The sequence below is a fragment of the Nonomuraea sp. NPDC026600 genome (genome assembly GCF_040638335.1).
Taxonomy (GTDB): Bacteria; Actinomycetota; Actinomycetes; order Streptosporangiales; family Streptosporangiaceae; genus Nonomuraea.
In genome coordinates, this window is sequence record NZ_JBEZYD010000059.1 from 14,106 (window position 1) to 28,018 (window position 13,913).

The following is a 13,913-nucleotide window of genomic DNA, read 5'->3' on the forward strand; positions in this document are numbered from 1 at the left end:
AGCTTCGATGAAGCGAGTCCTAGCGGCCGTCTTATTGGCGGTCACCATGGGCGCGGCGCCCGTCCACGCCGCGGAGATCTTGCCCTACCAGAACCCGGCCCTGCCGCTCGACCAGCGTGTCGGCGACCTGCTGGGCCGGCTCACCCTCGACGAGAAGATCTCGCTGCTGCACCAGTCGCAGCGGGCGATCCCCAGGCTCGGCATCCCGTACTTCAAGGCCGGGACCGAGGCGCTGCACGGCGTCGCCTGGTCCAACGACCACAACGACAACTGGAACCAGAAGCTCGCCAGCGGCACGGTCTTCCCCCAGGCCGTCGGCCTGGCCAGCACCTGGGATCCGGAGCTGATCAAGCGGGTCGGTTCGGCCGTGGGCGACGAGGTGCGCGGCTACAACGCGATCGACCCGGTCCTGTGGGGCACCCAGGTGTGGGCGCCGGTGGTCAACCTGCTGCGCGACCCGCGCTGGGGGCGCAACGAGGAGGGCTACTCGGAGGACCCGCTGCTGACCGGCGCCATCTCCACCGCCTACGGCAAGGGGCTGTCCGGCGACGACCCCGTCTACCTCAAGACCGCGCCGGTGCTCAAGCACTACCTGGCCAACAACAACGAGTACCTGCGCGGCCTCACCTCCTCCAACCTGCGGCCCAGGGTCAAGCACGAGTACGACGAGGCCGCCTTCAAGCCGGCCATCTCCGCCGACGCCGCCACCGGCGTGATGGCCTCCTACAACCTGGTCAACGGGCGCCCGAACACGGTCAACCCCGACCTCGACGAGGTCGTGCGCTCGTGGACGGACAAGGACCTCTACAACGTGAGCGACGCCTGGGCGCCCGACGCGCTCCAGGAGTACGAGCACTACTACGACACCAAGCCCGAGGCCGTCGCCGCGACGCTCAAGGCCGGGCTCGACAGCTTCACGGTCAACGGCGACGACCCCGCGCCCATGACCGCGAACCTGACCGCCGCCCTCTCCCAAGGGCTGATCACCGTGGCCGACATCGACCAGGCCGTACGGCACACGCTGTCGATCAGGATCCGGCTCGGCCAGCTCGACCCGGACGGCGGGCCGTACGCGAAGATCACCAAGGACGTGATCAACTCGGCGGCGAACCAGCGGCTCAACAGGGAGACCGCGGGCAAGGCGATGGTCCTGCTCAAGAACTCCGGCAGGACGTTGCCGCTCTCACCCGGCCTGAAGAAGGTCGCGGTGCTCGGGCCGCTGCAGAACACCCTGTTCAGCGACTGGTACGGCGGCACCATGCCGTACCAGGTCACCCCGCTCGACGGCATCAAGGAGCGGCTCGGCGCGAAGGCGGCGGTGACCGGAGCCGACGCGCTGGACCGGATCGCGCTCAAGGACCTGGCCAGCGGCAAGTACGTGACCGCGACCGGCACCACGGGCCAGAACGTCGTCGTGTCGGACACCGCCCCCGGCGGCGCCTCGACCTGGGACCAGACCGACTGGACCGGTGACGTCTCGACCCTGCGCAACGTGGGCAACAGCAAGCTGCTGACCGGCAACTTCGGGCCGTACGTCACCAACTCCGACGTCCCGGGCGGCTGGTTCGTCCAGCAGCAGTTCCGGATGGAGCGCCAGGCGGACGGCACGTACCTGATCCAGTACGTCGGCTACGAGGTCAACGAGGGCTGGTGGCCCTTCCCCGAGCACTACGTGACCGTCGGCGCGGACGGCACGCTCGGCACCGGGACGAAGGCCGCCGCGGCGCACTTCGCCAGGCAGGTCGTCCAGAGCGGCGCCGAGACCGCGGCGGCGGCGGCCAAGGGCGCCGACGCGGCGGTGGTCGTGGTCGGCAGCAACCCGTTCGTCTACGGCCGGGAGAACCACGACCGGTCCAGCCTCGCGCTCGGCCAGGGCCAGCAGGAGCTGATCAAGGCCGTGCGGGCGGCCAACCCCAACACCGTGGTCGTCCTGGAGGACAGCTACCCCACCACGATGAACGTGGACACCCCGTCCCTGCTGTGGACCACCCACGCGGGCGCCGAGACCGGGCACGCGCTCGCCGACGTGCTCTTCGGCGACCGCGACCCGGGCGGCCGGCTGACCCAGACCTGGTACCGGTCCGACGACCTGCCGGACATCCTGGACTACGACCTCACCAAGACCGGGATGACCTACCTCTATCACCGGGGCGACCCGCTCTACGCCTTCGGCCACGGCCTCAGCTACACCACCTTCGGCTACCAGGGCCTGAAGGTGACTCCGCGCGGCGACTCCTACGACGTCACCGTCAAGGTCACCAACACCGGGTCGCGGGCCGGTGACGAGGTCGTCCAGCTCTACACCCACCAGCAGAGCTCGCGCGTGACCCAGCCGGTCAAGCAGTTGCGCGGCTTCACCCGCGTCTCGCTGCGGCCCGGCGAGAGCCGTACGGTGAAGCTGACCGTGAAGAAGGCCGATCTGGCCCTGTGGGACGTCACCCGCGGCAAGTGGGCCGTGGAGAGCGCCACCCACGACGTCCTGGTCGGTAGCTCCTCGTCGGCCATCAGGCAGCGCACGACGCTCCAGGTGAGCGGCGAGCGGATCCCGCCCCGCGACCTGACCAGGAGCACCCGGGCGATCGACTTCGACGACTACTCCGGCGTGGACCTGGTCGACACGTCGAAGGTGAGCGGTGAAGCGGTCGGGGCGTCCGCGGGCGACTGGCTGAAGTTCGCCGACACCGATCTCCGCGGCGGGCTCACCGGCATCACCGCGGGCGTGTCCTCGGTGGCGGGCGGCTCCTTCGAGGTCCGCTCGGGCTCCCCGGCGGGCGCGCTCCTGGCCACCGTCGCGGTCCCGGCCACGGGCGGCATCTACCAGTACGGCACGGTGTCGGCAGGGCTGTCCGGAGCCAGTGGGGTCCGGGACCTCTACGTGGTCTTCAAGGGCGACCTGCGGATCAAGGATCTGGCTCTCTCGAAGTAAGTTTGGTTAATAACCAAACTATTGACCTCACTCGGAGGCTGTGTGAGCCTCTGAGTGAGGTTTCGGGGCCTCTACACCATGCGCGCTGGAACGGCGACGGCAGGGTCCTGTACCCGGTCGTGCATGGCGGTCATCTGCTGCTGTGGGGTCTCACGCCCCGGAGAGGGAAACCGCTCATGCGAAGAAGGTTGTTCAGCCTGCTCGCGATGGCCGCCGTCGTCGTGACGATGGTGGTCGTGCGGATGGCGCCGGTCGGCGCCGTCGCCGCGGATCCGTACGCGTTCAAGGGGGTGAAGATCGGCGGCGGCGGCTTCGTCCCCGGCATCATCTTCAACCAGAAGGAAAAGGACCTCATCTACGCCAGGACCGACATCGGCGGCGTCTACCGCTGGGACAAGACCAAGTGGGTGCCGCTGCTCGACTCGATCGGCTGGGACAAGTGGAACTGGGTCGGCGGCGTCAGCGTCGCCACCGACCCCGTCGACCCGAACCGGGTCTACGTGGCCACCGGCATGTACACCAACGACTGGGACCCCAACAACGGCGCGATCCTGCGCTCCACCGACCGGGGCGCCACCTGGGCCGCCACGGAGCTGCCGTTCAAGGGCTTCGGCAACATGCCGGGCCGCGGCATGGGTGAGCGCCTGGTCATCGACCCGAACAAGAACAACATCCTGTTCTACGGAACGGCCAACAAGAACGGCCTGTGGAAGAGCACCGACTACGGCGTCACCTGGGCCAAGGTCACCAGCTTCCCGAACGTCGGCAACTTCGCCCAGGACCCGAACGACACCACCTACAACTACAACACGATGACCCAGGGCATCCCCTGGATCACCTTCGACCCGCGCACCGGCTCGGCCGGCACCGCCACCAAGACGATCTACGCCGGGGTGGCGGACAAGGACAACAACGTCTACCGCTCCACCGACGGCGGCGCCACCTGGAGCCGGGTGGCCGGTCAGCCGACCGGCTACATCCCGCACAAGGGCGTGCTCGACGCCGTCAACGGCTACCTCTACCTGGCCACCGGCAACACCGGCGGCCCGTACGTGGGCGAGGACGGCGAGGTGTGGCGCTACGCCACCGCCACCGGCACCTGGACCGAGATCACCCCGACCCCCGACGCCGACCGCTACTACGGCTTCAGCGGCATGACCATCGACAAGCAGAACCCGAGCACGATCATGGTCGCCAGCCAGGTGTCGTGGTGGCCGGACAACATCATGTTCCGCAGCACCGACAGCGGCGCCACCTGGACGCGGATCTGGGACTGGAACGGCTACCCCAACCGGACCTTCCGCTACACCCAGGACGTCTCCTCCCACCCGTGGCTGGCCATGGGCAACCCGCAGCCCCCCGAGATCACCCCCAAGCTCGGCTGGATGACCGAGGCGATGGAGATCGACCCGTTCGACTCCAACCGGCTGCTGTACGGCACGGGCGCCACCATCTACGGCACCAGTAACCTCAAGCAGTGGGACGTCTCCGGCGGCAAGATCACCATCAAGCCGTTCATCGAAGGGCTGGAGGAGACCGCGGTCCTCGACCTGATCAGCCCGCCGTCCGGGGCGCCGCTGCTCTCGGCGGTCGGTGACATCGGCGGCTTCGTGCACAGCAACCTCGACGCCGTGCCGCCCATGATGTACACCCAGCCCAACCACGTCACCACCAGGAGCATGGACTACGCCGAGCTCAGCCCGTCGAACATGGTCCGCGCCGGTGACAACGACACGGCCGGGGTGACCCGCCTCGGGTTCTCCTCCAACGGCGGCGCCAACTGGTGGCAGGCCAGCAGCGAGCCGGCCGGGGTCACCCAGGGCGGCAGCGTCGCGATCTCGGCCAACGCCGGCACCACGGTGTGGTCGCCCACCGGCGGCGTGGTGAGCCGCTCGACCACCTCGGGCAGCTCGTGGACCGCCGTCACCGGCCTCCCGGCCGGCGCGCAGGTGCGCTCCGACCGGGTCAACCCGAACAAGTTCTACGGCTGGTCCGCCGGCAAGTTCTACGTCAGCACCAACGCGGGCGCCACCTTCACCCAGTCCGCCGCCACCGGCCTGCCCACCGGGGCGGCCACCGTCAAGTTCAAGGCCGTACCCGGCAAGGAGGGCCACATCTGGCTGGCCGGCGGCTCCCCGTCGACCGGCAAGTACGACCCGGCGGGCACGTATGGCGTGTGGCGCTCGACTGACTCCGGCGCCACCTTCACCCGGCTCGGCAACGTCACCGCGGCCGAGAACGTCGGCTTCGGCAAGGCGGCGCCCGGCGCCTCCTACATGGCGATCTACCTGGTCGGCATGGTCGACGGGGTGCACGGGCTGTTCCGCTCGGACGACGCGGGCGCCTCGTGGGTGCGGATCAACGACGACCAGCACCAGTACGCCAACATGGGCGAGGCGCTCACCGGCGACCCGCGCGTCTACGGCCGCGTCTACTTCGGCACCAACGGCCGCGGCATCATCTACGGCGACCGCACCGGCCCGACCCCCACCACGACCCCGACGCCCACTCCGACTCCCACGCCCACCCCGACACCCACGCCCACGCCCACGCCCACGCCGACGGTTCCGGGCAAGGCGTGCGCGGCGACCTACGCGCCCAGCGGCCAGTGGCAGGGCGGCTTCCAGGCCGGGGTGACGGTGCAGAACTCCGGCACCGTGGCCATCACCGGCTGGACGGTCGGCTGGACCTTCCCCAGCGGCCAGACCATCACCCAGCTCTGGAACGGCGCCCTCACCCAGACCGGCGCCGCCGTCAAGGTCGCCAACGTGAGCTACAACGGCGCGCTGAACCCGGGCGCGAGCACCACGTTCGGCTTCACCGGTAGCTGGACGAGCAGCAACGACCCGCCGACCACGGTCACCTGCACGCCCGCCTGACCACAGGGAGAGGGAGGGCCCCACCCGGGGTCCTCCCTCGATCAGCCCTTGACGGCCCCGATGATGACGCCCTTGGTGAAGTGCTTCTGTACGAACGGGTAGATCACCAGCACCGGGATCAGCGCCAGCGTCACGATGGCCATCTGGATGGCCAGGCTCGGCGGCAGCGCGTGCCCCCCGATGGCGGTGTCGCCCGTCTGGCCGACGAACATCGACTGCCCTTGCAGGACGAACTGCCGCAGCACCACCTGCAGCGGCCATTTGGTGTTGTCGTTGAGGTAGAGGGTCGCGTTGAAGAAGGCGTTCCAGTAACCGACCGCGTAGAACAGCCCGATCACCGCCGTGACGCCCTTGGACATGGGCAGCACGATCCGCCCCAGGATGCGGAACTCACTCGCCCCGTCGATCCGCGCGCTGTCGGTGACCTCCTCCGGGATGTTCATGAAGAACGCCCGCATGACGACCAGGTTGAACGCGGTGACGGCGGTCGGCAGGATCAGCGCCCAGTAGGAGTCGATCAGCCCCAGAGAGCTGACCAGCAGGTAGCTCGGGATCATGCCGGGCCCGAACAGGAACGTCAGCAGCACCAGGAACAGCATCGGCCGGTGCAGCAGCGACCCGGGACGCGACAGCCCGTAGGCCGCCAGGACCGTGACCGACAGGCTGAGCAGGGTCCCGACGACGGTCACCCCGAGGCTCACCGCGATCGACCGGGTCACCACCCCGCCCGCGAACAGTTGCTCGTAGGCGGCGAAGGACAGCTCGCCCGGCACGGTGACCAGGCCACCCGCCTTCGACACCGCCTCCTGGGTGGACAGGCTGGTCAGCACGACCATGTAGATCGGGAACAGCACGGCGGCCACGATGAGGGCCAGCACCAGCCCCTTGACGCTCGCGCCGAGCCGGGTGGGCCGCTCGGCCCAGGCAGGCATAGTCATGATCGTTTGTAGATTCCCTGCTCGCCGAATCGATGGGCGACCTTGTTGGCTATGAGGATCAGGATCAGCCCGGCCACACCCTTGACCAGGCCGGCCGCGGCGCCGTAGCTCCACTCGCCGGTCAGCAGCGTGCGCCAGTACATGAACGTGTCGAGCACCTCGGCGGCGTCCCGGCCGACGGCGTCGCGCTGCAGGAAGAACTGCTCGAAGCCGACGTTGAGCGCGTCGCCCAGCCGCAGGATCAGCAGCAGCACGAACACCGGGCGCAGGCCGGGCAGCGTGATGTGCCACAACCGCCGCCAGCGGGAGGCGCCGTCCACGGCGGCGGCCTCGTAGAGATGGGGGTTGATGGCCGCCAGCGCCGCCAGGAAGATGATCGTCCCCCAGCCCGCGTCCTTCCAGACCGTCTCCGCGGTGACCAGCAGAATAAACGTGTCCGGATTTGTCATGATGTCCAGGCCCGAGAAGCCGTGGTCGCGCAGGATCTGCGCGAGCAACCCCGCGCCGCCGAACATCTGCTGGAACAGGGTGACGACCAGGACCCACGAGAAGAAGTGCGGCATGTACACGATGCCCTGGATGAACAGCCGCAGCCGGGGACGTACGACGCTGTCCAGCAGGATGGCCAGCAGGATCGGCAGCGGGAAGTAGAAGATCAGCTGGAACGTGGTGATCGACAGCGTGTTGATCGTCGCGTCCCAGAAGCTCTGGTCGAACATCAGCCACTGGAAGTTCGACATCCCTGCCCACGGGCTGTCCTTGATGCCGACGTAGGGGGAGTAGTCCTGGAAGGCGATCACGTTGCCGAGCAGCGGCACGTAGTGGAACAGGAGCAGCAGCCCGATCGCCGGCACGGTCATGAGCAGGAGCTGCCAGTCCCGCCGGAACCGGCTCCGCAACGAGCCGTGCTTGGCCCGCTCCTGAGCCCTTCTCCGGGCGGCGACCGGGCGACCGGGTGAAGCCGGGTTCCTGGCCGGAGAACGCTCGACCGCGATGTGGTCAGGCGCGGCCATTGTCCCGCAGGACCTTCATGTAGAACTCGCGCGCCTCGTCGCCGCCGTCGCGCCGCCACTCCGCCGCGATCTGCTTGGCGTCGCTGACCGGCCGGCGGCCACGCATGATGTCGGTGAACTTGTCCTCGGTCGGCACCTGCAGGCCCGCGTACTTGGCGGGGCGCTGGATCCTGATCCCGTCGAACGGCGTCTTCTGGATGTACTGGAAGGAGGTGTTCTGCCACTCGATGTTGGCCTTGGCCGCCTCGGGGAAGGGCCAGTCCACGAACAGGGGGCGCCCGCCCAGGAAGCCGTAGGTGTAGGCGACCTCCTTGCGGCCCAGGTCCGTGCTCTGCGGGATGCCCTTGGCGTCCAGCGTGAAGTGCTTGTCCTTGATCCCGAAGTTGGAGAGCTCGTACTCCTTGGTCCCGTACGGCGCCGCGCACCAGTTGAAGATGGACAGGATCTCCGCCACCTTCTCCTTCGGCAGCCCCTTCTTGATGAAGGTGAACATGCCCGCCGCGTTGTTGTGGTACATGATCGGCGTGCCGCCGTCGTGCGCGAACAGCGGGAAGACGCCCATCGCGAAGTCGGGGTTCTTGCCGGTGTGCTGCTGGAGCAGTTCCTTCCAGCCGCCGAAGCCGTCCCGGTAGATCGTGATCTGGCCCGCGCCGATCAGGTCCTTCTCGTTGGCGCCCTTGCTGCTGGCGACGTTCGGATGGATGAGCCCCTCGGTGAAGAGCTTGCGCATCCAGGCCAGCATCTCCTCGAACTCCGGCGTCTCGTACTTGCTCACCAGCTTGCCGCCCGCGTAACGCCACTCCTGCGGGACGCCGAAGATGGGCCAGGCCATCTCGTGGATGTCGCCGAACGCCCAGCGCTTGGCCTTCGGGTCGGTGATCGTCTTGCCGAGCTGGTAGAGCTCTTCGGCGGTCTTGGGGTTCTGGTTCCAGCCGTTCTTCTCGAACAGATCCTTGCGGTAGAGCAGGCCGTACGGGAACGGCTCGGTGGGGTAGGGGACCGCCATCAGCTTGCCGTTCCACACCGACCACTCCCACGAAGCGGTCGGCAGGTTGGCCAGCAGCGGGTACGGCTTGACCTTGTCGCCCTGAAGGTACGGCGTGAGGTCCTCGAACGCCTTGTCCACGGCGGTGTTGAAGTCCGCCATCTTGTCGATCTCCCAGCTCGGCAGGGCGAAGATGTCGGGCAGGTCGCCGGAGGCCAGCCGGGCGATCGCCTTGTCGGCGTAGGTGTTGCCGTCGGCGATCTGGAACTCGACCGTCGCGCCGATGTCGGCGTTGACCGCCTGGAAGTAGGAGTTGCTCGCCAGTCCGGGCGGCGGCGGGCCCCACAGCGGGGTCATCGCCTTGTAGCTGCCGCCCTTGCCGGCCTTCTGGGTGAGCGCCGCCGTGGGGCTGGCCGGGTAGGTGGTGAAGCCGCCGGCGATGCCGGGCACACCCGGCAGGTTGGAGACCGTGCCGGCCAGCTCGGGCTTGACGCCGGCGAACGCGATGTAGGTCGGCGCCAGTCTGGTCAGCTTGTCCGCGGCCGCCGCGGTCGCGCCGCTCGAGCCGGGCCTGGTTCCGGTCGGGGCCGAGCAGGCGGCGAGTGTGGTGAGACCGGCCAGGCCGAGAAATCCACGGCGAGTCATCGACGGTGTCACGACGCGCTCCCTTTCGTTGGTTGGAGCAGGATGAGGGGTGTCGGAACGGGATGCCTACCGGCTAGAATTAGTTCGTCTAATGACCAAACAAACTAAACCCGAGGCGGCGCTCACCACAAGGTGTGCCGCCGGTCACAGATTGATGTCGGGAGTGAGATGAGATTCCCTGACGGCTCCCTCCGGGGAGCTGCCGCCGCCCACGAGGGCCCGCCCGGCTCTCGCCGATGGCGTGGGAACACCGAGGAACGGCGCACACTGGTACAGCGGCATGACCGCACGCGACGGCCTGACGGACGGGACAGACTTTGATCACCTCATCGACCGACCCGCAGCCGGCCGACTTCGCCGATGTGCGGGCCACCAACCTGGCCGTCGTGCTGCGCTTCGTCCGCGAGCACGCGCCCTGCTCCCGGGCCGACATCGCGGCCTCCACGGGCCTGAACAAGGCGACCGTGTCGAGCCTGGTCGCCGACCTGATCGACCGCCGGCTCGTCCGGGAGACCGGCCTGACCGAGAACCGGGTGGGGAGGCCGGCCACGATGCTGGTGCTCGACGGCTCGCCGTACGCGGCGATCGGGCTGGAGATCAACGTCGACTACGTGACGGCCGTCGCCGTCGACCTGGCGGGGGAGCGGCTGCTGTCCTGGCGGCGCGCCTTCCCCGGCTCCGTGGCCGCCGTCGCCGCGATCGTCCGGCGGGTGGTCAACCGCATGGCCAAGGAGGACAAGCAGATCCTCGGCCTGACCGTGGCCGTGCCCGGCCTGGTCGACGGGCAGGGCGTCGTGCGGGTGGCGCCCAACCTCGGCTGGCTCGACACCGACGTGAGCGGCGACCTCGCCAAGGCGCTGCGCGATCCCGGCTTCCCCATCCAGGCCGACAACGACGCCAACCTCGGCGCTCTGGCCGAGCACCGGTTCGGCCCCCATGGGGCGGTCTCCGACCTGGTCTACCTCACCGGCGAGATGGGCGTGGGCGCCGGTGTCATCCTCGACGGGCGGCTGCGCCGCGGCGGCCGCGGTTACAGCGGCGAGATCGGCCACATCCAGATCGACCCGCAGGGCCCGGAGTGCCGCTGCGGCCGGATCGGCTGCCTCGAAGCGGTGGCCGGCATCGGCGCGGTGCTGGAGCACGCCTCGCCCTCACCGGTCGAGGTGGAGCTGGAGATCGAGGAGGTCGTGCGGCGGGCCCGCGCGGGCGACGCCCGCACCCTCGCCCTGCTCGGCGGTGTGGGCCGCGACCTCGGCCGCGGGGTGGCCATCCTGGCCAACCTGCTCAACCCCCAGGTGGTGATCCTCGGGGGCTACTACGTGCCGCTGGCGCCCTGGCTGCTGCCCGCGGTCCAGGCCGAGGTACGCGACCGCACGATCGCGCCGGAGGCGGGCGGGTGCCAGGTGGTGATGTCGTCCCTCGGCTATGACGCGGCCGCGCTCGGCGGGGCGGCCCGGGTGCTCGACTCCGTCGATTCAGGAAGATTGCCGCGAATCTCTTGACCCCGCTCGCGCACGCGTGCACCCTTCAGAAGAACTCCGTTCCGAAACACTCGTGTAACCGGGCGGGGTTTTTCTGGACCGGCTATCGAAGCGCTTCGACAGAGGCGCGCTCCCGCCCGCTAGTCGAAGCGTTTCGACGCTCTCAGAGGATGGCTCCATGAACGAACCGTTCCGCGACCCGGACCTCCCCCTCGCCGAGCGGATCGCCGATCTGCAGGCCCGGCTGACCGTGACCGAGAAGCTCGGCCTGCTCCATCAGTACCAGGCGCCGGTCGAACGGCTCGGCGTGGGCGCCTTCCGCACCGGCACCGAGGCCCTGCACGGCCTGGCCTGGCTGGGTCCGGCGACGGTGTTCCCGCAGGCCGTGGGGCTGGCCTCGACCTGGGACCCGGAGCTGGTCCGCAGGGTGGGGGAGGCCGCGGGCGACGAGGTCCTGGCCTTCCACCACAAGGACCCGTCGGGCGCCGGGCTCAATGTCTGGGCCCCCGTGGTCAACCTGCTGCGCGATCCCCGCTGGGGCCGCAACGAGGAGGGCTACTCCGAAGATCCGTTGCTGACCGGGGTCATGGCCACGGCCTACGCGCACGGGCTCCGTGGGAGCGCTCCCGTGATGCGGACCGCGCCCACCCTCAAGCACTTCCTCGGCTACAACAACGAGACCTACCGCTGCGTCACCTCCAGCAACCTGCCGCCGCGGGTGCTGCACGAGTACGAGCTGCCCGCCTACCGGCCGGCCCTGGAGAGCGGCGCCGCCGTCGCGATCATGCCCTCCTACAACCTGGTCAACGGCCGCCCGGCGCACCTCAGCCCGCTGATCGAGCAGGTGCTGCGGGCCTGGGCGCCGGACGACCTCCTCGTGGTCAGCGACGCCTACGCCCCCGGCAACCTCACCGGGTTGCAGGGCTACTACGACGACCCGGCCGAGGCGTACGCGCACGCCGTACGGGCCGGGCTCGACAGCTTCACCCAGGACGACGACCGCGCCGAGGCCACCCTCGGCCACCTGCGCGAGGCGCTGGAGCGCGGCCTGCTGACCGAGGCCGACATCGACACCGCCGTACGGCACACGCTGTCGATCCGCTTCCGGCTCGGCGAGTTCGACCCCGCCACGCCCTACGACGACATCACCGAGGCGGTCGTCAACTGCCCCGACCACCAGGCACTGGCCCGGCGGGCGGCTCGCGGCTCGATCGTGCTCCTGAAGAACGACGGCCTGCTGCCCCTGGGGGCGCCGGCCCGGATCGCGGTGATCGGCCAGCTCGGCGACACCCTGATGGAGGACTGGTACAGCGGCACGCTGCCGTACGAGGTGACCGCCCGCGCCGGTCTGGCCGAACGCGGCGAGACGCTCTTCTGCGAGGCCGTCGACCGCGTCACGCTGACCGCCGACGCGGGCCCGGTGGTGGCCGGCCTCGACGGCGGCCCCCTGGGCATCGGCACGCCGGGCGGCCGGTTCGACCTGTTCGACTGGGGCGGCGGGTGCTTCGCCTTCCGGGCGGTCGCGACCGGCCGCTTCCTGTCCGTGGACGACGACGGCGTGCTGGTCAACGACCAGCCCGGCCCGAACGGCTGGGAGGTACGCCAGACGTTCCGGCTGGAACAGCGCACCCGCGGCGCCGTCGTCCTGCGCCACATCTCCACGGGCCGCTACATCGGCCTGGCCGCCGACGGGGTCTTCCGGCTGGTGGACGACGCCGACGCCGCCACCTGGCTGACGGTGGACGTCGTCGAGAGCGGCGCCGCGGCGGCGGCCCGGCTGGCGGCCAACGCGGACGTGGCGGTCGTGGTGGTGGGCGACCACCCGCTGGTCAACGGCCGCGAGACCGAGGACCGTGCGGACCTGGCCCTGGCCCCCGCCCAGGACGCGGTCGTCCGGGCGGTACGGGCGGCCAACCCGCGCACGGTCATGGTGATCACCAGCGGTTACCCCGTCACCTGGACGGACCCGGACGTGCCCGCGGTGCTGTGGTCCTCCCATGGCGGCCAGGAGTACGGCCACGCGCTGGCCGACGTGCTGTTCGGCGACGCCGACCCGGAAGGGCGGCTCACCCAGACCTGGTACCGCTCGGCCAGCGAGCTGCCCGACCTGCTCGACTACGACGTCATCGCCACGGACGCCACCTACCTCTACTACCGGGGCACCCCGCTGTACCCGTTCGGCCACGGCCTCAGCTACACGACGTTCGACTACTCCGGCCTGACCGTCGCCGTCGACGGCGAGAGCGTCACCGCCACGGTCACGGTCACGAACACCGGCTCGCGCCCCGGCGCCGAGGTCGTGCAGTTCTACACCCACCAGCGGCGTTCCCGGGTCAAGCAGCCGCTGCGCCGGCTGCGGGGCTTCGAACGGGCGCGCCTGGCGGCCGGCGAGAGCCGTACCGTCACGCTCACCTTCCCCGTACGGGACCTGGCCTTCTGGGACGTCACCCGCGGCAGGTTCGCCGTCGAGGACGCGCCGCACCAGCTCATGGTCGGCCGCAGCGCTACCGACCTGCGGCTGAGCGCGGCCTTCCACGTCGCGGGCGAGACCATCCCGCCCAGGAGGGGCGCGCTGCCCGCGGCGGACCACGACGCCTACGACGCGGTCGCCTTCGTCGACGCGGCCAAGGTGTCGGGCGACGCCGTGCGATCCGAGGCGGAGGGGGCGTGGATCCTGTTCCGCGACGTCGAGCTCACCGGGGCCGCCTCGTGCCTGATCGAGGCCGCGAGCACCGAGGGCGGTGTCGTGACGCTCCGGCTGGACGACCTCCTGCACGGCCCCACGCTGGGCGCGATCCCCGTGCCCCCGGCCGGGCGCTACGCTCCGGCGGCCACCTCGGCCGAGCTTGCGGAAGCCTCTGGGGTGCACGATCTTTATGTCGTGTTCGAGAATGTGGGCATCACGCTGGGCAGGCTGGAACTGACGGGCACCGGACAGGCGGCCTCCAGATCGGCCGGCGCCGTACGCGCCGACCGGGGACGAGCAGGCAGAGGGCGCATGGGCAGAGGCCGAGCCGGCAGCACAGATCGGGCGGCTACGTGACGG

Annotated in this window: 7 protein-coding genes; 4 read left to right on the forward strand and 3 right to left on the reverse strand. The window is 69.8% G+C overall.

Going from position 1 to position 13,913, the window contains the following annotated elements; translation table 11 throughout:
* Positions 1-7 precede the first annotated feature (7 nt).
* Positions 8-2,926, forward strand: a complete 2,919-nt coding sequence (locus AB0F17_RS61600; protein ID WP_358045341.1) for a glycoside hydrolase family 3 C-terminal domain-containing protein — start codon at positions 8-10, stop codon at positions 2,924-2,926.
* 176 nt (positions 2,927-3,102) lie between these two features.
* Positions 3,103-5,805, forward strand: coding sequence for a cellulose binding domain-containing protein (locus AB0F17_RS61605; protein WP_358045344.1), 2,703 nt, complete (start codon positions 3,103-3,105; stop codon positions 5,803-5,805).
* A gap of 41 nt (positions 5,806-5,846) precedes the next feature.
* Here the strand turns inward: AB0F17_RS61605 and AB0F17_RS61610 are convergent, their stop codons facing one another.
* Genes AB0F17_RS61610 through AB0F17_RS61620 form a run of 3 tightly spaced genes read right to left on the reverse strand, consistent with a single transcriptional unit; the run spans position 5,847 to position 9,398 of the window.
* Positions 5,847-6,743 carry a carbohydrate ABC transporter permease gene (locus tag AB0F17_RS61610; RefSeq protein ID WP_358045347.1) on the reverse strand — a complete coding sequence of 299 codons (897 nt, stop codon included), beginning with the start codon at positions 6,741-6,743 and terminating at the stop codon, positions 5,847-5,849.
* The gene (locus AB0F17_RS61615) at positions 6,740-7,756 is read right to left on the reverse strand and encodes an ABC transporter permease subunit (protein WP_358045350.1); all 1,017 of its coding nucleotides are present in this window, start codon (positions 7,754-7,756) and stop codon (positions 6,740-6,742) included. Before AB0F17_RS61615 ends, AB0F17_RS61610 begins: the two co-directional genes overlap by 4 nt.
* Positions 7,743-9,398 (reverse strand): extracellular solute-binding protein, encoded by a 1,656-nt coding sequence (locus tag AB0F17_RS61620; RefSeq protein WP_358045353.1) that lies wholly within the window; start codon positions 9,396-9,398, stop codon positions 7,743-7,745. The genes AB0F17_RS61615 and AB0F17_RS61620 overlap by 14 nt, the downstream gene beginning before the upstream one ends.
* A 305-nt stretch (positions 9,399-9,703) precedes the next feature.
* Between AB0F17_RS61620 and AB0F17_RS61625 the strand changes: the two genes are divergently transcribed.
* Positions 9,704-10,888, forward strand: a complete 1,185-nt coding sequence (locus tag AB0F17_RS61625; RefSeq protein ID WP_358045356.1) for an ROK family transcriptional regulator — start codon at positions 9,704-9,706, stop codon at positions 10,886-10,888.
* A gap of 157 nt (positions 10,889-11,045) precedes the next feature.
* Entirely contained in the window at positions 11,046-13,910 is a 2,865-nt protein-coding gene (locus AB0F17_RS61630) for a glycoside hydrolase family 3 C-terminal domain-containing protein (protein WP_358045359.1), read from the forward strand.
* The last annotated feature ends 3 nt before the right edge of the window (positions 13,911-13,913 follow it).

Excerpts from the sequence above, each read along its gene's own strand:
- AB0F17_RS61605 (WP_358045344.1), top strand. The coding sequence starts at position 3,103 with ATGCGAAGAAGGTTGTTCAGCCTGCTCGCGATGGCCGCCGTCGTCGTG.
- AB0F17_RS61610 (WP_358045347.1), bottom strand. The coding sequence starts at position 6,743 with ATGACTATGCCTGCCTGGGCCGAGCGGCCCACCCGGCTCGGCGCGAGC.
- AB0F17_RS61630 (WP_358045359.1), top strand. The coding sequence starts at position 11,046 with ATGAACGAACCGTTCCGCGACCCGGACCTCCCCCTCGCCGAGCGGATC.
- AB0F17_RS61615 (WP_358045350.1), bottom strand. The coding sequence starts at position 7,756 with ATGGCCGCGCCTGACCACATCGCGGTCGAGCGTTCTCCGGCCAGGAAC.
- AB0F17_RS61600 (WP_358045341.1), top strand. The coding sequence starts at position 8 with ATGAAGCGAGTCCTAGCGGCCGTCTTATTGGCGGTCACCATGGGCGCG.